Origin of the sequence: Microbacterium soli, from assembly GCF_039539005.1 — a bacterium.
Classification (GTDB): domain Bacteria; phylum Actinomycetota; class Actinomycetes; order Actinomycetales; family Microbacteriaceae; genus Microbacterium; species Microbacterium soli.
The window spans coordinates 2144613-2164799 of record NZ_BAABCP010000001.1 but is presented as its reverse complement, the minus strand read 5'-3'; the positions used below and the strand labels follow the sequence as shown (position 1 = coordinate 2164799).

Annotated in this window: 15 protein-coding genes, 1 tRNA gene and 3 rRNA genes; 4 read left to right on the top strand and 15 right to left on the bottom strand. The window is 66.2% G+C overall.

Annotated elements, in window-relative coordinates:
• Window positions 1–12: 12 nt before the first annotated feature.
• The 3 genes from hutI to hutH are packed head-to-tail and all read right to left on the bottom strand — an operon-like array spanning window position 13 to window position 4395.
• The gene (gene hutI, locus ABD770_RS10190) at window positions 13–1188 is read right to left on the bottom strand and encodes an imidazolonepropionase (RefSeq protein WP_344819440.1); all 1176 of its coding nucleotides are present in this window, start codon (window positions 1186–1188) and stop codon (window positions 13–15) included.
• On the bottom strand, window positions 1185–2864 hold the full coding sequence (gene hutU / locus ABD770_RS10185) for a urocanate hydratase (RefSeq protein ID WP_344819439.1): 1680 nt from the start codon (window positions 2862–2864) through the stop codon (window positions 1185–1187). The genes hutI and hutU overlap by 4 nt, the downstream gene beginning before the upstream one ends.
• Window positions 2857–4395: a histidine ammonia-lyase gene (gene hutH / locus ABD770_RS10180; RefSeq protein ID WP_344819438.1), complete on the bottom strand. Its 1539-nt coding sequence runs from the start codon at window positions 4393–4395 to the stop codon at window positions 2857–2859. The genes hutU and hutH overlap by 8 nt, the downstream gene beginning before the upstream one ends.
• Window positions 4396–4447: 52 nt before the next feature.
• On the opposite strand from hutH, the gene ABD770_RS10175 reads away from it, so the two are divergent.
• Window positions 4448–5242, top strand: a complete 795-nt coding sequence (locus tag ABD770_RS10175) for an IclR family transcriptional regulator (RefSeq protein ID WP_344819437.1) — start codon at window positions 4448–4450, stop codon at window positions 5240–5242.
• A gap of 85 nt (window positions 5243–5327) precedes the next feature.
• Here ABD770_RS10175 and ABD770_RS10170 read toward each other — a convergent pair whose 3' ends face one another.
• From ABD770_RS10170 to galU, 12 genes are all read right to left on the bottom strand, one after another.
• The gene (locus ABD770_RS10170; RefSeq protein ID WP_344819436.1) at window positions 5328–5462 is read right to left on the bottom strand and encodes a hypothetical protein; all 135 of its coding nucleotides are present in this window, start codon (window positions 5460–5462) and stop codon (window positions 5328–5330) included.
• Window positions 5463–5591: 129 nt separating this feature from the next.
• Window positions 5592–5708: ribosomal RNA gene (gene rrf, locus ABD770_RS10165) — 5S ribosomal RNA — on the bottom strand.
• Between the two features lie 109 nt (window positions 5709–5817).
• Window positions 5818–8924: ribosomal RNA gene (locus ABD770_RS10160) — 23S ribosomal RNA — on the bottom strand.
• A 357-nt stretch (window positions 8925–9281) separates the two neighbouring features.
• Window positions 9282–10808: ribosomal RNA gene (locus ABD770_RS10155) — 16S ribosomal RNA — on the bottom strand.
• Together the 16S, 23S and 5S rRNA genes form the textbook arrangement of a ribosomal RNA operon.
• Window positions 10809–11396: 588 nt before the next feature.
• Window positions 11397–14879: a choice-of-anchor I family protein gene (locus ABD770_RS10150; protein ID WP_344819435.1), complete on the bottom strand. Its 3483-nt coding sequence runs from the start codon at window positions 14877–14879 to the stop codon at window positions 11397–11399.
• Between the two features lie 147 nt (window positions 14880–15026).
• Entirely contained in the window at window positions 15027–15182 is a 156-nt protein-coding gene (locus tag ABD770_RS10145) for a hypothetical protein (RefSeq protein ID WP_344819434.1), read from the bottom strand.
• 91 nt (window positions 15183–15273) lie between these two features.
• Window positions 15274–15576 carry a transcriptional regulator gene (locus ABD770_RS10140; protein ID WP_344819433.1) on the bottom strand — a complete coding sequence of 101 codons (303 nt, stop codon included), beginning with the start codon at window positions 15574–15576 and terminating at the stop codon, window positions 15274–15276.
• Window positions 15569–16012, bottom strand: a complete 444-nt coding sequence (locus tag ABD770_RS10135) for a hypothetical protein (protein WP_344819432.1) — start codon at window positions 16010–16012, stop codon at window positions 15569–15571. The genes ABD770_RS10140 and ABD770_RS10135 overlap by 8 nt, the downstream gene beginning before the upstream one ends.
• Window positions 16013–16182: 170 nt before the next feature.
• A tRNA-Ala gene (locus tag ABD770_RS10130) sits at window positions 16183–16258 on the bottom strand.
• 28 nt (window positions 16259–16286) lie between these two features.
• Window positions 16287–17156 (bottom strand): hypothetical protein, encoded by an 870-nt coding sequence (locus ABD770_RS10125; protein ID WP_344819431.1) that lies wholly within the window; start codon window positions 17154–17156, stop codon window positions 16287–16289.
• Window positions 17157–17228: 72 nt separating this feature from the next.
• Window positions 17229–17834: a GNAT family N-acetyltransferase gene (locus ABD770_RS10120; protein ID WP_344819907.1), complete on the bottom strand. Its 606-nt coding sequence runs from the start codon at window positions 17832–17834 to the stop codon at window positions 17229–17231.
• 36 nt (window positions 17835–17870) lie between these two features.
• Window positions 17871–18752: a UTP--glucose-1-phosphate uridylyltransferase GalU gene (gene galU, locus ABD770_RS10115; RefSeq protein ID WP_344819430.1), complete on the bottom strand. Its 882-nt coding sequence runs from the start codon at window positions 18750–18752 to the stop codon at window positions 17871–17873.
• Between the two features lie 62 nt (window positions 18753–18814).
• Between galU and ABD770_RS10110 the strand changes: the two genes are divergently transcribed.
• Genes ABD770_RS10110 through mscL form a run of 3 tightly spaced genes read left to right on the top strand, consistent with a single transcriptional unit; the run spans window position 18815 to window position 20122 of the window.
• On the top strand, window positions 18815–19414 hold the full coding sequence (locus ABD770_RS10110; RefSeq protein ID WP_344819429.1) for a 5-formyltetrahydrofolate cyclo-ligase: 600 nt from the start codon (window positions 18815–18817) through the stop codon (window positions 19412–19414).
• 16 nt (window positions 19415–19430) lie between these two features.
• Window positions 19431–19703: an FmdB family zinc ribbon protein gene (locus tag ABD770_RS10105; RefSeq protein WP_344819428.1), complete on the top strand. Its 273-nt coding sequence runs from the start codon at window positions 19431–19433 to the stop codon at window positions 19701–19703.
• A gap of 26 nt (window positions 19704–19729) precedes the next feature.
• Complete coding sequence (mscL, locus tag ABD770_RS10100; protein ID WP_344819427.1) at window positions 19730–20122, top strand: large conductance mechanosensitive channel protein MscL; 393 nt, start codon at window positions 19730–19732, stop codon at window positions 20120–20122.
• The last annotated feature ends 65 nt before the right edge of the window (window positions 20123–20187 follow it).

The window sequence follows — 20187 nt, the reverse complement described above, 5'->3', positions numbered from 1 at the left end:
TCCTCTCCGGCGTCAGCGGACCGCGACGCCGTCCTTCCATACCTGTTTCACGAGCGGCACCCCGGGCCGGTAGGCCAGGTGCACGCGCGTGGGGGCGTCCAGCAGCACGAGGTCGGCGCGCTTTCCGGGCGCGATCACCCCGATGTCATCGCGGCGCAGCGCCGCGGCGCCTCCCGCGGTCGCGGCCCACACCGCCTCGGCGGTCGTCATGCCCATCTCCCGCACGGCCAGCGCGATGCAGAACGGCATCGACGAGGTGAAGCTCGAGCCGGGGTTGGTGTCGCAGGCGATCGCGACGGTCACGCCCGCGTCGATGAGCCGCCGTGCGTCGGGGTACGGATGCCGGGTGGAGAACTCCACGCCCGGCAGCACGGTGAGCACGGTGTCGGATGCCGAGAGCGCGGCCACGTCCTCATCCGTGAGGTAGGTGCCGTGGTCGACGGATGCCGCACCCAGCTCGATCGCCAGCCGCACGCCGTCGCCGGGGCCGAGCTGACTCGCATGCAGACGCGGCTGCAGACCGCGCGCGATGCCGGCTTCGAGCACCCGTCGGGACTGCGCGACGGTGAAGGCCCCGGTCTCGCAGAACACGTCGATCCACTTCGCATGCGGCGCGCAGGCGTCGAGCATGTCGCCGACGACGAGGTCGACGTAGGCGTCTGCGCGCTTCGCGTACTCCTCCGGGACGACGTGTGCGCCGAGGAAGGTGACCTCGGGGGTGACCTCGGCGGCCAGACGCACGAGCCTCTCCTCCGTGGCGACGTCCAGTCCGTACCCGCTCTTGATCTCGAGGGTGGTGGTCCCCTGCGCGAGCATCTCCGCCACGAGCCCGTTCATGCGGGTGCGCAGCTCGTCGTCGGATGCCGCGCGGGTGGCGGCGACGGTGGAGCGGATGCCGCCGGCGGCGTACTGCTGCCCGCCCATACGGGCCTCGAACTCCGCCGCGCGGTCGCCGCCGAACACGATGTGACTGTGACTGTCCACGAATCCGGGGATGACGGCCCGGCCCGCAGCGTCCACGTCGAGGTATCCGCCGGGCAGTGCGGGAATGTCCGATGCCGGGCCGACCCACGCGATCCTGCCGTCCTCGAGGAGGACGGCCGCGTCGTGCAGCGTGCCGGACCGGTCCTCCGGGGAGCCGGCGTTCGTCGTCAACTCCCCGATGTTCGTGATGAGCGTGGCAGTCACAGCATCGGCACCTTCAGACCGCGCTCGCGGGCGACGTCCTTCGCGTGCTCGTACCCGGCGTCCACATGGCGCATGACTCCCGTGCCGGGGTCATTGGTGAGCACGCGTTCGAGCTTCTGCGCGGCCAGCTCCGAGCCGTCGGCGACGGTGACCTGACCGGCGTGGATGCTGCGGCCGATGCCCACGCCGCCGCCGTGGTGCAGTGACACCCAGCTGGCGCCCGATGAGGTGTTCAGCAGGGCGTTCAGCAGCGGCCAGTCGGCGATGGCGTCCGAGCCGTCCTTCATGGCCTCGGTCTCCCGGTACGGCGACGCCACCGAACCCGAGTCCAGGTGGTCGCGGCCGATGACGATCGGCGCGGACAGTTCGCCCGAGGCGACCATCTCGTTGAACTTCAGTCCGGCGAGGTGGCGCTCCTTGTAGCCCAACCAGCAGATCCGGGCGGGCAGGCCCTCGAAGTGCACGGTGTCCGCGGCCTTCTCCAGCCAGCGGTGCAGCGCCTTGTCCTCGGGGAACAGTTCGGCGATGGCGCGGTCGGTCCGGTAGATGTCCTCCGGGTCGCCGGAGAGCGCGGCCCAGCGGAACGGTCCGCGGCCCTCCTCGAACTGCGGGCGGATGTACGCCGGCACGAAGCCGGGGAACTCGAACGCCCGATCGGCGCCGCCCAGCTTCGCCTCGGCGCGCAGCGAGTTCCCGTAGTCGAACACCGCGGCGCCGTCGTCCTGGAACGCCACCATGGCGTTCACGTGAGCGGCCATCGACGCCCTCGACCGCTCGGTGAACCCGGCGGGGTCGCGCTGCGCCTCGGCCTTCCAGTCCTCGAACGCGATCCCGACCGGCAGGTAGGCCAGCGGGTCGTGCGCACTGGTCTGATCCGTGACGACGTCGATCGAGATCTCACCGGCCCGCTGCCGGCGGTGCAGCTCGGGGAAGACCTCCGCAGCATTGCCCACGATGCCGACGGAGAGCGCCTCACCGGCCTCCTTCGCGGCCACGGCCCGCGCCACGGCGGTGTCGAGGTCGGTGTGGTACTCGTCGAGGTAGCCGTGCTCGACACGGCGCGCCAGCCGGGACTCGTCGACGTCGACGATGAGCACCGCACCCTCGTTGAGGGTGACCGCGAGCGGCTGGGCGCCGCCCATGCCGCCGGCACCGCCGGTGAGCGACAGAGTGCCCTTCAGCGAGTCCCGGCCGAGCGACCGGGCGACGGCGGCGAAGGTCTCATAGGTGCCCTGCAGGATGCCCTGGGTGCCGATGTAGATCCACGATCCGGCGGTCATCTGCCCGTACATGATCAGGCCCTGCGCCTCGAGCCTGCGGAACTCGGGCCAGGTGGCCCAGTCGCCCACCAGGTTCGAGTTCGCGATGAGCACGCGCGGTGCCCACTCGTGGGTGCGGAACACACCCACCGGCTTCCCGGACTGCACGAGCAGTGTCTCGTCGGGCTCGAGCTCGTCGAGGGTGCGGACGATGGCGTCGTAGGCCTCCCAGCTGCGTGCGGCACGACCGGTGCCGCCGTAGACGACGAGGTCCTCGGGATGCTCGGCGACCTCCGGGTCGAGGTTGTTCATCAGCATCCGTTTGGCCGCCTCGGCGCCCCAGCTCTTGGCGGTGCGCTGATCGCCGCGCGCGGCGCGGACGGTGCGGTTCGGGTCGTGCAGGGTGGGCTCAGACATTCGCGTGCTCCTTCGCGGTGCGCAGGACGGCACCGGAGCGGACGAGCTCGGTGACGGCCTCCAGGTCGGGTGAGAGGAAGTGGTCGGGTCCCGGACCCTCGGCCGCCGTGCGGACGAGGTCCCGGACGGCGCCGGTGACGGGTCCCGCCGCGAGCGGCGCGCGCAGGTCGAGCGCGCGGGCGGCGGTGAGGATCTCGATGGCCAGGACCCGGGCGAGTCCGTCGATGCCGCGGCGCAACTTGCGCGCGCCCGCCCAGCCCATCGACACATGGTCCTCCTGCATGGCGGAGGAGGGAATGGAGTCGACGGATGCGGGGACCGCGAGCCGCTTGAGCTCCGAGACGATCCCCGCTGCGGCGTACTGCGCGATCATCAGACCCGAGTCGACGCCGACCTCGTGGGCGAGGAACGGCGGCAGCCCGCGATTGCGCGCGGGGTCCAGCGCGCGGTCGGTACGGCGCTCGGAGACGGATGCCACATCGGCGACGGAGATCGCGAGGAAGTCCAGCACGACGGCCACGGGCGCCCCGTGGAAGTTCCCGTTGGACTCGATGCGTCCATCGGAGGTGATGATCGGGTTGTCGACGACGGATGCCAGCTCCCGCCCGGCGATGGTGGCGGCGTGCGCGAGAGTGTCGCGCGCGGCGCCGTGCACCTGCGGGGAGCAGCGCAGCGAGTAGGCGTCCTGCACACGGCCGTCCTCGGGCCCCTTGTGGCTGGCGACGATGGGGGATCCGGCGAGGAACGCGCGGAGGTTCGCCGCGGACTCCGCCTGCCCGGCCTGCGGCCTCAGGGCCATGAGGTCTGCGGCGAACACGGCGTCGGTGCCGAGCTGGGACTCTACGGACATGGCCGCGGCGAGATCCGCCGTGCACAGCAGCTCGTCCAGGTCGTGCAGCGCGAGCAGCAGCATCCCGAGCATCCCGTCCGTGCCGTTGACGAGGGCGAGGCCCTCCTTCTCCACGAGCACGAGCGGTTCGATCCCTGCTGCCGCCAGTGCCTCGGCAGCGGGCATCAGCGCGCCCGACACGCGCACCTCGCCCTCCCCCATCGCCGCGAGGGCGACGTGTGCGAGAGGCGCCAGGTCGCCGGAGCAGCCCAGGGACCCGTACTCCCGCACGACGGGGGTGATGCCCGCGTTGAGCATGGCCGCGTAGGTGTCGACGACGACGGGTCGCACGCCGGTGTGTCCGGATGCCAGGGTCTGCAGTCGGAGCAGCTGCAGGGCGCGCACGACCTCCGTCTCGACCTCGGCGCCCGTGCCGGCGGCGTGGGAGCGGATGAGGCTGGCCTGCAGCTGACGGCGCCGCTCCGGTGCGATGAACGTCGTCGCCAGGGCGCCGAAGCCCGTGGAGACGCCGTAGTGGGGGTGGGGGTCGGCGGCGAGGCCGTCGATGACGGCGCGTGCGGAGGTCACGCGCTCGCGTGCGCTCTCCGCGATCTCGACTCTTGCGGACCGTCGGGCGACGGCGACGACATCGGCGGTGGTGAGGGGAGCCGCGCCGACGATGACGGATGAGGAATGCTGCATGCTCTGATTCCACACCGCGCAGCGCATCCGCGGGAGGCCGTTGTGACAGACTGTGTCTGTGATACCAGACAATACGGCTGCGGATGCCGGTGGTGAGCGTCCGCAGGTCCCGGCGGCGGATCAGACGCTGCGGATCCTCCGGCATCTGGCACGCAGGGCCGCGCCGATCGCCGCATCCGCCCTGGCACGCGACCTGGAGATCCCTCGGTCGACCGTCTACCACCTGCTGGCGACGCTGCAGGAGCACGGTTTCGTCGTGCACCTTCCGGAGCAGCGGCGCTGGGGACTGGGGACGAGTGCCTTCGAGCTCGCCGGCGGATACGCCAGGCAGCAGCCGCTGGCCAGACTCGGTCGTCCGCTGATCGCCGCTCTCGCCGACCGAGTCGGCGAGAGCGCCCACCTCGCGGTCATGAGCGGACGCGATGTGCTGTACATCGTGGAGGAGCGGGCGGCACGCCGGCCGGCCCTCGTGACGGATGTCGGCGTGCGCCTGCCCGCGCACTTGACTGCAACAGGCCGGGCGATGCTGGCCGCGCTGCCGCGCAGCCAGGTGCGGGCACTGTACCCTGACGTGGCGTCCTTCACGGACCGCACGGGACGCGGGCCGGCCCGCCCCGCAGAACTCCGAGAGGCGCTGCGGGAGGTCCGTGCCGAGGGCTTCGCCCGGGAGGATGGCGAGGTCACGCCCGGATTCCGATCCGTCGCCGTCGTCGTGCGTGATCACACGGACTGGCCTGCTGCCGCCGTCGCGGTGACGTGGGAGACAGCGCCCGCCGATGATCCGACAGCGGCCGTGCGCGACGTGGCGCGTCAGTTGGAACGGCGGCTGGGCGTGGAGCGGAGGTGAACGGGCGCTCCGAGCATCATCGATCGGAGCGCCCCGCTGTCGGGAGTGACGATGCCGCCCGTCCGAGCGGCGTCGCCGCTCGGAATCAGCTGTCCGCGCCCTTGCGCGGCTTGAGGAAGGCCTCCGGTTCACGCTTCGCGCGCTTCTGTGCGCGCTTCTCCTTGAGGGAGAGCTTCGGTGCCTTCTTCCCTGATCGTGACTGCGGCGTCTTCCCTGCCATCTGACTCGCTTCCCCTTTCGGCTGGCGGGCGGATGCCACTGACCATAGCCGAGAACCGCACGAAGTCAACTCGTCATCGCGTTAACGCAAAAGAGCCGCCCGGCGATGGGCGGCTCTTTCACAGAAGAAGTCCGGCGGTGTCCTACTCTCCCACAGGGTCTCCCCTGCAGTACCATCGGCGCTGTGAGGCTTAGCTTCCGGGTTCGGAATGTGTCCGGGCGTTTCCCTCACGCTATGGCCGCCGAAACACTATTGACGTTTCAGCAACACACAACAAATGAGTGTGTGTTGTCGGTTCCCGACCGTACGTCGAGAACCACAAAGTGGACGCGAGCACCCGCAGAAAACAGGGGGTGTTATCAAGTCATCGGCTTATTAGTACCAGTCAGCTCCACACGTTGCCGTGCTTCCACATCTGGCCTATCAACCCAGTCGTCTGGCTGGGAGCCTCTCCACCCGAAGGTGATGGAAGTCTCATCTTGAGGCCGGCTTCCCGCTTAGATGCTTTCAGCGGTTATCCATCCCGAACGTAGCTAACCAGCGGTGCTCCTGGCGGAACAACTGGCACACCAGAGGTTCGTCCAACCCGGTCCTCTCGTACTAGGGTCAGATCCTCTCAAACTTCCTCCGCGCGCAGCGGATAGGGACCGAACTGTCTCACGACGTTCTAAACCCAGCTCGCGTACCGCTTTAATGGGCGAACAGCCCAACCCTTGGGACCTACTCCAGCCCCAGGATGCGACGAGCCGACATCGAGGTGCCAAACCATGCCGTCGATATGGACTCTTGGGCAAGATCAGCCTGTTATCCCCGAGGTACCTTTTATCCGTTGAGCGACAGCGCTTCCACAAGCCACTGCCGGATCACTAGTCCCGACTTTCGTCCCTGCTCGACCTGTCAGTCTCACAGTCAAGCTCCCTTGTGCACTTACACTCGCCACCTGATTGCCAACCAGGCTGAGGGAACCTTTGGGCGCCTCCGTTACTCTTTAGGAGGCAACCGCCCCAGTTAAACTACCCACCAGGCACTGTCCCTGAACCGGATCACGGTCCGAAGTTAGATATCCAGAGTGACCAGAGTGGTATTTCAACAATGACTCCACGAACACTGGCGTGCCCGCTTCACCGTCTCCCACCTATCCTACACAAGCCACACCGAACACCAATACCAAGCTGTAGTAAAGGTCACGGGGTCTTTCCGTCCTGCTGCGCGTAACGAGCATCTTTACTCGTAATGCAATTTCGCCGAGTTCGTGGTTGAGACAGTTGGGAAGTCGTTACGCCATTCGTGCAGGTCGGAACTTACCCGACAAGGAATTTCGCTACCTTAGGATGGTTATAGTTACCACCGCCGTTTACTGGGGCTTAAATTCTCAGCTTCGCCATTACTGGCTGACCGGTCCTCTTAACCTTCCAGCACCGGGCAGGCGTCAGTCCGTATACATCGACTTGCGTCTTCGCACGGACCTGTGTTTTTAGTAAACAGTCGCTACCCACTGGTCTCTGCGGCCACCACGCCCTTTCCCCAGCAAGTGGGTATAAGCGGATGGCCCCCCTTCTCCCGAAGTTACGGGGGCATTTTGCCGAGTTCCTTAACCACGATTCTCTCGATCTCCTCGGTATTCTCTACCTGACCACCTGAGTCGGTTTGGGGTACGGGCGGCTGGAACCTCGCGTCGATGCTTTTCTCGGCAGCAGAGGATCACCCACTTTTCATCCGCATCGCGTCTCAGCCGCATGGCCCCCGGATTTGCCTAGGGACCGGCCTACACGCTTGCACCAGGACAACCATCGCCTGGCATGGGCTACCTTCCTGCGTCACACCTGTTAACACGCTAACCGCACCAGCATAGGGTCGTGTGCTCCACCCCCCGGTGCCACCCGAAGGTGACGATGGGAAGCTTCGGACACTTAGCATCACTGGATTAGCTTGGGCGGTTCTTCGCCGGTACGGGAATATCAACCCGTTGTCCATCGACTACGCCTGTCGGCCTCGCCTTAGGTCCCGACTTACCCAGGGAAGATTAGCTTGACCCTGGAACCCTTGGTCTTCCGGAGGACGTGTTTCTCACACGTCTTTCGCTACTCATGCCTGCATTCTCACTCGTGTGGCGTCCACGACTGGGTCACCCCGCCGCTTCACTCGCCACACGACGCTCTCCTACCCATCAACACGGCTGGACCACGAAGGCCTACCAAAAATGTCAATGCCACAACTTCGGTGGCGTGCTTGAGCCCCGTTACATTGTCGGCGCGGAATCACTTGACCAGTGAGCTATTACGCACTCTTTCAAGGATGGCTGCTTCTAAGCCAACCTCCTGGTTGTCTAAGCAACTCCACATCCTTTTCCACTTAGCACGCGCTTTGGGACCTTAGATGGTGGTCTGGGTTGTTTCCCTCTCGACTATGAAGCTTATCCCCCACAGTCTCACTGCTGCGCTCTCACTTACCGGCATTCGGAGTTTGGCTGACGTCAGTAACCTGGTGAGGCCCATCGGCCATCCAGTAGCTCTACCTCCGGCAAGAAACACGCAACGCTGCACCTAAATGCATTTCGGAGAGAACCAGCTATCACGAAGTTTGATTGGCCTTTCACCCCTATCCACAGCTCATCCCCTCAGTTTTCAACCTAAGTGGGTTCGGCCCTCCACACGCTCTTACACGTGCTTCAGCCTGGCCATGGATAGATCACTTCGCTTCGGGTCTAGAACATGCGACTACGACGCCCTCTTCAGACTCGCTTTCGCTACGGCTCCCCCACACGGGTTAACCTCGCCACATATCACTAACTCGCAGGCTCATTCTTCAAAAGGCACGCTGTCACCCCTACCAAGGAGGCTCCAACGGTTTGTAAGCAAACGGTTTCAGGTACTATTTCACTCCCCTCCCGGGGTACTTTTCACCTTTCCCTCACGGTACTTGTCCGCTATCGGTCATCTGGGAGTATTCAGGCTTATCAGGTGGTCCTGACAGATTCACACGGGATTTCTCGGGCCCCGTGCTACTTGGGATACTCTTCACGCTGCGCACGACATTTCGACTACGGGGCTGGCACCCACTACGGCCCGCTTTTCAAAACGGTTCGTCTATATCGCCACATCACGTCGACCATCCGGCAGAATGATCAGAAAAGTCCCACAACCCCGTCCCTGCAACCCCTGCCGGGTATCACACAGAAACGGTTTAGCCTCCTCCGCTTTCGCTCGCCACTACTCACGGAATCACTATTGTTTTCTCTTCCTGTGGGTACTGAGATGTTTCACTTCCCCACGTTCCCTCTACCCGCCCTATACATTCAGACGGGAGTCACCGGGTCGCACAAACGCCCGGCGGGGTTTCCCCATTCGGAGATCCTCGGATCAAAACTCGCTTATCAGCTCCCCGAGGCTTATCGCAGATTGCTACGTCCTTCTTCGGCTCCAGATGCCCAGGCATCCACCGTTTGCTCTTAAAGACTTGACATCACATGAGCACACCAGTCACAAAGACTGATGATCGTTTTCTTTAAGATGCTCGCGTCCACTGTGTAGTTCTCAAAGTACGGGCGGACCCCCCTCACCATCCCCGACCGGAGACGACAAAAAGGGCCACGAGGTCCAGCACGACTCCACCGAGCCGGCCCGGTCCCTCAGGACCCAACAGCGTGCACGCACCCAACCCCCGAACCCCAGCGTTCCAGACCCGAAGGCCGTACTGACCCAAGCTCGCAGCTCGAATGCCATGTCAAACGTTCCACCCATGAGCCCCCGCAGAGCACAACCGGCCCTGACCGAGGTTCTGGAACCCAGCCCCGAAAGACCAGGCACAGATGCTCCTTAGAAAGGAGGTGATCCAGCCGCACCTTCCGGTACGGCTACCTTGTTACGACTTAGTCCTAATTACCAATCCCACCTTCGACGGCTCCCTCCACAAGGGTTAGGCCACCGGCTTCAGGTGTTACCGACTTTCATGACTTGACGGGCGGTGTGTACAAGACCCGGGAACGTATTCACCGCAGCGTTGCTGATCTGCGATTACTAGCGACTCCGACTTCATGAGGTCGAGTTGCAGACCTCAATCCGAACTGGGACCGGCTTTTTGGGATTCGCTCCACCTCACGGTATCGCCGCCCATTGTACCGGCCATTGTAGCATGCGTGAAGCCCAAGACATAAGGGGCATGATGATTTGACGTCATCCCCACCTTCCTCCGAGTTGACCCCGGCAGTATCCCATGAGTTCCCACCATAACGTGCTGGCAACATAGAACGAGGGTTGCGCTCGTTGCGGGACTTAACCCAACATCTCACGACACGAGCTGACGACAACCATGCACCACCTGTTCACCAGTGTCCAAAGAGCCCCCTGTTTCCAGGGTCTTCTGGTGTATGTCAAGCCTTGGTAAGGTTCTTCGCGTTGCATCGAATTAATCCGCATGCTCCGCCGCTTGTGCGGGTCCCCGTCAATTCCTTTGAGTTTTAGCCTTGCGGCCGTACTCCCCAGGCGGGGAACTTAATGCGTTAGCTGCGTCACGGAATCCGTGGAAAGGACCCCACAACTAGTTCCCAACGTTTACGGGGTGGACTACCAGGGTATCTAAGCCTGTTTGCTCCCCACCCTTTCGCTCCTCAGCGTCAGTTACGGCCCAGAGATCTGCCTTCGCCATCGGTGTTCCTCCTGATATCTGCGCATTCCACCGCTACACCAGGAATTCCAATCTCCCCTACCGCACTCTAGTCTGCCCGTACCCACCGCAAGCCTCAGGTTGAGCCTGAGGATTTCACGACAGACGCGACAAACCGCCTACGAGCTCTTTACGCCCAATAATTCCGGATAACGCTTGCACCCTACGTATTACCGCGGCTGCTGGCACGTAGTTAGCCGGTGCTTTTTCTCCAGGTACCGTCACCCGAAGGCTTCTTCCCCGACAAAAGAGGTTTACAACCCGAAGGCCGTCATCCCTCACGCGGCGTTGCTGCATCAGGCTTCCGCCCATTGTGCAATATTCCCCACTGCTGCCTCCCGTAGGAGTCTGGGCCGTGTCTCAGTCCCAGTGTGGCCGGTCACCCTCTCAGGCCGGCTACCCGTCGACGCCTTGGTAAGCCATTACCTCACCAACAAGCTGATAGGCCGCGAGCCCATCCCCAACCGAAAAATCTTTCCACCCACACACCATGCGGTGATAGGACATATCCAGTATTAGACACCGTTTCCAGCGCTTATCCCAGAGTCAGGGGCAGGTTGCTCACGTGTTACTCACCCGTTCGCCACTAATCCCCCAGGGCAAGCCCCAGGTTCATCGTTCGACTTGCATGTGTTAAGCACGCCGCCAGCGTTCATCCTGAGCCAGGATCAAACTCTCCGTAAAAAAACGATGCTGACCAACCAGCCGGGAAAACGACCAGAAAGCAGCGAGTTCAACCATGACCAAAAAACGAACATCATTACTGACATTCACACAAAATTTGATCCAAAGGAATACTCAACCAACCCCACAAAAGAGGCCGACGAGAATAATTTGGCATTTGACAAGTGCACGCTGTTGAGTTCTCAAGGATCGGACGCACCCACACACCCACCAAAGCAGGACGCACAGGGCAACCTCATCCGTCCCGACCAGACCGTCAAGACGACGCGTCGTGAAGGTCAGGATCGGATCCGCTGCCTCGCAACGAGGCAACCGTTCCATCTTAACCATCTCGACGAGACTGTCAAATCGACGTTCCCGGCGGGACGACCACCGAACCGGGTCGAAGACCCGGACAGATCCTGTCGGACCTGCGATGGCTGTTCGCTGCTTGGAGGGGAGCCAGGCCCTTGGGCCTTTCGCTCAACCGCTTGGGGCGAACAACAGATAATCTACGGGGATCCCGGGCATCCGGCAAATCAGCCCCACACCCCGGGCGTGTCCGAGGCCGTCCTGCGCCCTGCACAGGACGGCCTCGGAGAGTTCGACTCAGACCGTGCCGGTCCCGCGTCGGCGGGTCGCGTACAGGCCACCGCCGACCACCAGCAGGATCGCCGCCAGCAGGGCGATGCCCCAGGGCAGTTCGGCGCCGGTGAGGGCGAGCCCGTCGCCCTGTCCGTCGCCGGAGCCGGCCTCACCGCCCTCGCCCTGACCGGGCTCGCCCTCGCCGCCTTGACCGCCACCGGGCTGACCGGCCTCGGTTGCGACCACCGCTCGACCCAGCGGGGCGGGGTCGACCACGGCGTGCGCGGCGAAGTAGTCCACGGTGGCGATCAGGTCGACCTGGCCGGTGTCGGTGCGCTGCGTGCCCTCGGCGAAGGCGACGAAGTTGTCTCCGCCTGCCGCGAGGAACGAGTTCGTGGCCACGGTGAACACGTCATCCGCTGCGATCTCCTCCCCCTGGTACGACATCGACAGGATGTGGGACCCCTTCGCGGCATCCGGGTCGTACTCGTAGGAGAAGCCCTCCGAGATGCCCAGGTGCAGCTTGGGCCGCTCCGAACCCTCGGGCTGCCACTGCTCCTCCAGGATGCTCTTCAGCTGCGTCCCCGTGAGCTCCACCGTCACGAGCGTGTTGGCGAAGGGTTGCACGTTGGCGACCTGACGGTAGGTCAGCGTGCCGTCCTGGCCGTACAGCAGGTCGTCGCGCAGTCCCCCGGGGTTCATGATCGCGATCTGCGCGGGAGTGCCCGCGTAGTTCTCGTTCGAGGTGGCCCACAGGTAGACGTCCGCGACGGTGTTGCCGAGCGTGGACTCCACGCCGCGGTCGGCGCCGGCGGGCGTCCCTCCGCGCAGGATGTCGGCGCTGATGCTGCCGACCTCGACGTTTCCCGCCTCGTCCGCGGCATCCGTCGCCGCGGCGACGATCTGCTCCACGGCCGGGTCGGCGGGGAACGCGGGCCGGCCGTCGACGACGAGCGGGATCACGTCGCCCTCGATGGACACGAGGTCTCCCGTCGCACGGTCCACGGAGATGTCGAGCCTGCCGAGGTTCGTGCCGTACTGGAAGGCCTGGATGACCGGGCGCTCGACACCGGTCGGCCCCGCCACCATGCAGTCGTACTTCTGGTGCGTGTGAGCGGACACGATCGCATCGATCTCGGCGGACGCCTGGTGCACCAGCGCGCCGAAGTCGGTGTCGTCGGCGAGGACGGCGTCGCAGGACGACTCCGCCGCACCGGTGTGCGCGAGCAGGATGATGACGTCGGCGGCGTCGGATGCGGTGAGCTCGTCCGCCACGCGGTTGGCCGCCTCGAGCTGATCGCCGAACTCGATGTCGGCGATCCCCGTCGGGGTCACCATCGCCGCCGTCGAGGCGGTCACGGTGCCGATGAAGGCCACCCGCACGCCGTCGATCGTCTCGATCCGGTACTCGTCGAGCGCGGGCTCGTCGGTGCCCTTGAGGTACACGTTCGCCCCCAGCCCGAACTGCGTGCCGCCGTACCCGGGCAGCACACGATCGGTGAGGTCGTCGAAACCACGGTCGAACTCGTGGTTGCCCACCGTGCTGACATCGAGGCCCGCTGCGGCGAGCGCGTCGATGGTCGGCTGGTCCTCCGCGATGAAGGATGTGAAGGTCGATGCGCCGATGTTGTCGCCGGCGGACACGAACAGCGTGTTCGGGTTCTCCGACTCAAGGGCATCGACCGCGCCGGCCAGCACCGCGGCGCCGGCCTCGCCGCCGCCGAGGTTCTGCTCGATGCGGCCGTGGAAGTCGTTGATCGTCAGCACCTGGATGTCCGTGGTGGCCGATGCTGCGGCATCCGCGATGCGGAAGAGCGTCGTGGTGCCGGACACCTCGTTGGCCACGGCCAGCAGGGGCTCGCCGGTGGGCGAGGACTCCGCCGGGATGAACTCCAGACCCTCCGGCCCCAGGTCTCCGGCACCCGAGAGCACGGCCTCCGGGTCGTCGGCGTCCTCGACCGAGATCGAGAAGTCGCGGTTGTTGACGTAGGTCACGTACTCCGACGATGCCGGGTCGGTGATGTCGTAGACCATGATCCCGCCGACGCGCTCGAGTCCGATGAACGCGTACGTGCGGTCGCCGATCGCGCCGATGGTGAGGTTCTCCGGCTCCGGACCCTTGTCGTCGCTGCGTCCGTCGAGACCCGACTCGCTGTGGTTCGAGTTGAAGTACTCCGGAGCCGCCGCGGCGGTGATGCGCTCGAAGTCGTCGCCGGAGTCGTATACGAGGTCTCCGTTCGTGCTCCAGATCGAGAAGGACCGGGTGCCGCCGACGTAGAGGCTCTCATAGCAGGTGCCGTCGTCGTTCAGCCCGACGTCGGTGAGCGCGTTCAGCCTGCCGAGGTGCTCGTCCTCGGCGAAATCGGGATCGCTCGTGGCGACCGTGCTCGTGTCGCACACGGGGGCGAGATCGGGCCTGTCCTCGGCGTCGCCGAAGTTCTTGATGCGCTCGACATCGGCGTAGTCGCCCCACTCGCGAGCGTCCCCCTCGTTCGCGGAGACGAGATACGTCGCACCGCCGGTGCGATACGCCTCCAGCCCGTCGGGCATGTACAGACTCCGCACACCGGGATGGGTTCGGATGTCGATCACGCCGTCCTCGTCGGACGCGTCGAATCCGTTCCCGTCGAGTCCGTTGTCCTTGTATCCCAGCGGGAGGATGTCGGTGACGGATGCCGTGGCGAGATCCACCGTGGCGATCGCATTGGCCTCCTGCAGCGCGGCGTAGGCCGTGCCGCCGTCGATCGCGATGAACTCCGGCTCGAGGTTGCGCGAGACAGGCAGGTCATCGTGCGGCGTGGGCCCGAAGACGCGCACGCCCTCTCGGAGGGTCTTGGATCCGCCCTCCTCGAACGCGTGGAAGTCGGCCGTGCGCACGTCCGACTGAGCGGGAGCGGACACTGTCGAGGGGAGCGCGACGACACTGATCGAGCCCTCGGGGTCGATCGAGAAGTCGTCGGCGGGCTCGCCCTCGTCCGCGGAGACGGCGTAGCGGCCGTCCTCGGAGATGACGACGTTGTCGGGAAGGGCGCCGACGCTCACCCGTCCGATCTCGGCGGGCTCCTCGGCGTTCGCGTCGAAGAACACCAGGATCCCCGGGTCGGTCTTCACGGGGGCTTCCAGGGCGACGACTCCGAGCCCGTCGCTCGGGCGGATCGCGACGGAGTTGGCCACGTGGCCGGAGACGGCGAGCGTCGCCACCTCGACGGGTGCGGTCGGGTCGGAGAAGTCGAGCACGGTCACCGCGCCGGCTTCCGCGTCGACGACGAACAGGCGGTCCTTGTAGGCGTGCACGATCTCCGCGCCGGCCTTGTCGAACTGTCCGGTCTCGAACGTGCCGATCGGGGTCAGCGCGAGCGCCGCCCCGTCGGCGGAATGGCTGATCGGCTCCGGGACGACCGCCGCGGCGGCGACGGAGACCGCTGTCAGCGGTGCCAGGACGACGGCGCAGGTCAGCGCGGTCGCGGAGACCGCCCGCGCTGCGCGTCGGGAGTGTGGAAAGGGCATCGGTTCCTCAAGCTTCGTCGGTGGATGAGCCGGCGCGGATGCGCACCGAGCCGCGGAGCGGCTGCTCCTGATCTACCCGAGCAGAGTGTCGACGGGGTGAACGAGAAGCGACGAGACGGTGCGCGGGCTCGCGGGTTCGCCCCGGCATCACCGCCCATGTTCGACGACCGCCATCGGCGTCTCGACGTTCCACTGGGCATCCGTCGCCGGATCCAGTGGCATCCTCAGCTGCGCGCGCAGGTGCGCCGGTGCGAGCACGATCTCGACCAGGCGGCAGCCGTTCTGGTGAGCGGGTGAGGACACCAGGAGCAGGCGGAGGCGGGAGCGCCGCAGAGGTGAGGCGAGCAGTGAGCTGATCCCGCGCCGCGGACCTCGCCGGGCGAGGGGGCGCTCGTCATGAGGCCTGTGGATGCAGTCCGGTGATCTGCTCCAGTGCCTGAATGTGGCCGCGGTAGGCGGTGCGTCCGGCCGGGGTGAGCGAGAGGCTGAGCCGGGCGCGCCCATCGCGGGTGACCGGGGTCTCCTCCAGATAGCCGACGTGGACGAGCTGGGACACGTGCTTGCTCAGTGCGGACTTGGAGACCTCCAGCCGCGACAGGAGCTCCCCGAACTCCACCGACGACGCGGATGCGGCGATCGCGCAGATCCGCAGCCGGAGCGGGGCGTGGATCAGCTCGTCGAAGCGCGGCTCAGCCACGGCCGGTCGCCTTGCGATAGCGGCGCCCCATCTCCAGTGTCGTGACAGCGGCATCCGCGCCAGCGATCAGCCACAGCCACGGCAGTTCCAGGCTGATCGCGAGGATCACGAGCACGCCGACCCCGATCAGCAGGGAGATCATGTAGGGGAAGGAGCCGGGACCGTCGAGGCCCACAAGCCCATAACCGCGACGGTGGAACACCTGCCGCACCCCGACCGCGACGACCGTCACGATGCCGAGCGCGGTGACCACCGCCGACCACGGCAGGGGAAGAGCCTGACCGGCGAGCGCCACCGCCAGCGCGAGCGCTTGGACGACGAAGAACCACCGGGGCAGAGGTGGATTCCTCGTCTCCTGCTCCTCCCGGTTCGCGGCGTCCAGCATGCGCCGCGCCTCCTCCGCCGAAGGCGAGTTGAACGACTCTTCTGTTTCCATATCGGAAACACTACCAGCTGAGTTTCCTCGATGGCAACACTGCGCGTGCATCGGCGGAGCCCGCCATGGGACGGAAAGTCGGGTCACAACGCTCGGCGAGCGCAGTTCGGCTCCCATACGAGCGGGAAAGGACGCCCGAGCCACGTCGATGACGTCGCGATTCAGAACAATGGTGGACCTAAGGGGATTCGAACCCCTGACCTCCTCGATGCGAACGAGGCGCGCTACCAACTGCGCCATAGGCCCGTGAACCGGGATCTACGTTATCACGCGTTCAGCCCGTCGCTCGACGCGCGAGGAGCTTTCGCACATGAGCCTCGATCTCCGCGTCGTCGATGACGCCCATCCGCGCGTATGGGGACTCCACGGCATCCGTCTGCGCGGTACGGGCCGGCAACGGGGTCGGAGCGGGCGGAGCAAGCTCCTCGGCACGGCGTCGCAGCTCCTCACGACGCGCTGCGCGTCGCCGCTCCTCCTGGACGTCGAGCTGCGCGCGGGCCTGCTGCGCGCGCGACCCCCGCACATCCACCATGGGCTGCGGCAGAGGGCGGGGCGTCCACGACGCCGGGCCCTGATCGTGCAGCGGCGGGGACACCCGGGGCACCGCCGGGAACACCGTCTCCGGGGACGCGCGTCTGCCCGCGTGTCGCGACACCTGCGCCATGCGTCCCAGGAGCAGGGCGCTCACCGCCGCGGCCGCCAGGCCCCAGGCTCCCAGCAGCCAGCCGCCGAAGGTGACGAACCGCCAGACACCGAATCCGACGACGACGACAGCAGCGGCGAGCACGACACCGGCGGTCAGCCGGAGTCGACGCCGCGCCCGAGCCCGTCGGACGATCGGGTCACGGCGTGTCGCCGCGAGCTCCTGCCGGAGCTCCTCGAGCCGCCTGCTCTCCTGCTCAGCCTGCACGCGCCTGGCGAGCCGTTGCTGCTGCAGGGCGGTGCGGGCATTCAACTCGAGTCTGACCTCATCGGGCGTCTCGCTGGTCTCGGCGAGCACGCGCAACGCCTGATTCAGCCGAACGGCGTTGCGCTCGGCGGAGTCGTACTGGCGCCTGCCGAGCCACGTGGGCAGGAAGTACAGGGCCCACAGCAGCACGGCGACGAGCACGATCACTCCCCCACTCAACACCGGCCCGTCCATAGAGACCACGGTAAGGGAACCGGCAGTCGTCACCGGGACACACCGCGAGCGTGTCGCCGCAGCCCCGCCGAGTCAGTCCGTCGGGCCCGGGGGCACCGAGCCGGCGCCCGGAGGGACCCGTCCCTGCACCCATCGCGAGAGCACGCCCTCCGGGACGTCCTCCCGCACCAGTGCGAAAGCGTGATGATCGCGCCAGTCTCCGTCGATGTGGATGTATCGGCGGCGCAGACCCTCGTAGCGGAAGCCGAGCTTCTCCACGACGCGCAGGCTGGCCCGATTCTCCGGGCGGATGCAGATCTCCATCCTGTGCAGACCGAGTCGGTCGAAGCTCGCGTCGGTGGCCATCGCCACAGCCGTCGGCGTGATGCCGCGCCCCGCGAAGCGCTCGCTCACCCAGTACCCGATGGTCGCCGAGCACAGCGACCCGCGCGCCACGCCCCAGACGTTCAGCTGCCCGGCGACCTGCCCGTCGTATTCCATGACGAACGGGTAGCCGGCACCGTCACGGTGCTGCTGGAGCAGGCGCCGGATGCTCACACGCATGTCGAAGCCGACCGCCGCTCCCGGGATGGTCGCCTCCCACGGCTGCAACCAGCCGCGGTTGGAAAGCAGTTCGCGTTGCAGGATGCGCGCGTCGCGGCTGCGGATGAGTCTCAGCCCGACGGGGCCGTGCTGCATGTGCTCCAGAGTCTCGAAGGGCATGATGGCCGCCGGTCACAGGCCTTCCGCGAATTGCTTCAGCCACGGTCGCAGCTCCGCGCCGAGATCGGCACGATCCACCGCGAGCTGGACGATCGCCTTGATGTAGTCCACCCGGTCTCCGGTGTCGTACCTGCGCCCGCCGAACACGACGCCCACCACGCCCGGTCCGCTCGGGTCGGCGGCGAGCTCCTGCAGGGCGTCGGTGAGCTGGATCTCGCCACCCCTGCCCGGCGGCGTGCGCTCGAGGACGCCGAAGACGGATGCCGGGAGCACGTACCGTCCGATGACCGCGAGGTTCGACGGCGCCTCTCCCGGAGCCGGCTTCTCGACCAGCCCCGTCACCTTCAGCACTCCGTCCCCGTCGACGGGTTCGACGGCGGCCGCGCCGTACTGGTGGATGCTCGCGGAATCGACCTCCATGAGAGCCACGACCGCCGCACCCGTGCGCTCGTGCATGGCGATCATCTCGGGCAGCAGCGGGTCGCGCTCGTCGATCAGGTCGTCACCGAGCAGCACGGCGAAGGAGCTGTCGCCGACATGCGTCCTCGCCCGCAGGACCGCGTGTCCGAGCCCCTTGGGCTCGCCCTGCCTGACGAAGTGGATGTCCGCGAGGTCACTGGACCGCATGACGCGCTCGAGGCGTCCGCGATCGCCCTTCTGCGCCAGCCTGCCCTCCAGCTCCGGCACGGCGTCGAAATGATCGGAGATGGCGTTCTTGTTGCGCCCGATGATGACGAGGATGTCGTCGATGCCCGCACTGACCGCCTCCTCGACGACGTACTGGATGGCGGGTTTGTCGACGACGGGCAGCATCTCCTTCGGCATGGCCTTCGTGGCCGGGAGGAACCGGGTGCCGAGGCCCGCGGCGGGGATGACCGCCTTCACGCTGCTCATCCGGTCAGCATACCGGCGGCGCCGTCGCCCGGCCTCCGCGTGCGCCGCCGTATCATCGGAGCATGGCCGACGACGAGCAGCTGCAGCAGAAGCGTGCGCTGCGCGCGGAGATCCGCGAGCGGCGTCAGCTGCTCTCCCCGGCGCAGCGCGAAGCCGCCGCCGACGGGATCGCCACGCAGCTCGGCGCGCTGGTGTCCGCGCTCGACGCGCGCTCGGTCTCCTGCTTCCTGTCCACGGTCACCGAGCCCGGAACGCGGCAGTTCGTCGCGGCGGCCGTCGACCGCGGCATCCGCGTGCTGCTGCCCGTCACCCGCACGGACGGGCTTCTCGACTGGGCCGTCGCGACCGCATCCGGCGAGATCACCGAGGGGATGTTCGGCCTGCCCGAGCCGACCGGCGATGTGCTCGGGCCGATCGCCGTCGACGAGGTCGACCTGATGATCATCCCCGCCGCGGCCGTCGACCGCTCGGGAACCCGCCTGGGATGGGGACGGGGGTACTTCGACAAGACCATCGGCTCCATGCAGAGCCGCCCACCCGTCTACGCCGTGATCTATGATTCCGAGGTATTCGATTCTCTGCCGCGCGAGGTCCATGACCAGCCCGTGGATGGCATCGTCACCCCGACCCGGACCATCACGCTGGCATCCTCACGCAATTGAACAGGAGCTCTCGTCCATGCCCACCTACGCCTACGCCTGCACCGCCTGCGACCACCGCTTCGACGCCGTGCAGAGCTTCTCGGAAGACTCCCTCACCATCTGCCCCGAATGCGGCGGCGCACTGCGCAAGCAGTACGGAACGGTCGGAGTGACCTTCAACGGGTCGGGCTTCTATCGCACCGACTCGCGCGCAGGTGCTGGTGACGCGAAGAAGGATCGGGCATCATCGAAGTCGGATTCTTCGACGAGCTCCAACCCGGCGCCTGCGAAGACCCCGGCCTCGGCCTGAGGCTGAACACGACCCAGGGGGATTCCATGATCAAGGGGTTCAGAGACTTCATCGCACAGGGCAACGTCATCGACCTCGCCGTCGCGGTGGTCATCGGCGCGGCGTTCACGGCGATCGTCAACACGATCGTCGAGCAGCTGATCAACCCGCTCATCGGGCTGCTCTTCAACACGGAGAACCTCGACTCGGCGTTCGTGCTCGAGGTCGGCTCCGCGAAGTTCGGATTCGGCGCCATCATCGCCGCCGTCATCAGCTTCCTCGCCGTGGCGGCCGTCGTCTACTTCGTCTTCGTCCTGCCGATGAACAAGTACAAGGAGCACCAGGCGGCGAAGAACCCCGTCGCCGAAGAGGCCCTGCCCACCGAACAGGAGTTGCTCGTCGAGATCCGCGACGCGCTGCGCGCCGGCAACGCCCGCTGATTCCCGCCCCTTCGCACCGTCGAGCGCCTCGTCCCTCCGGGCGGGGCGCTCTTCGTCCCGGCCCG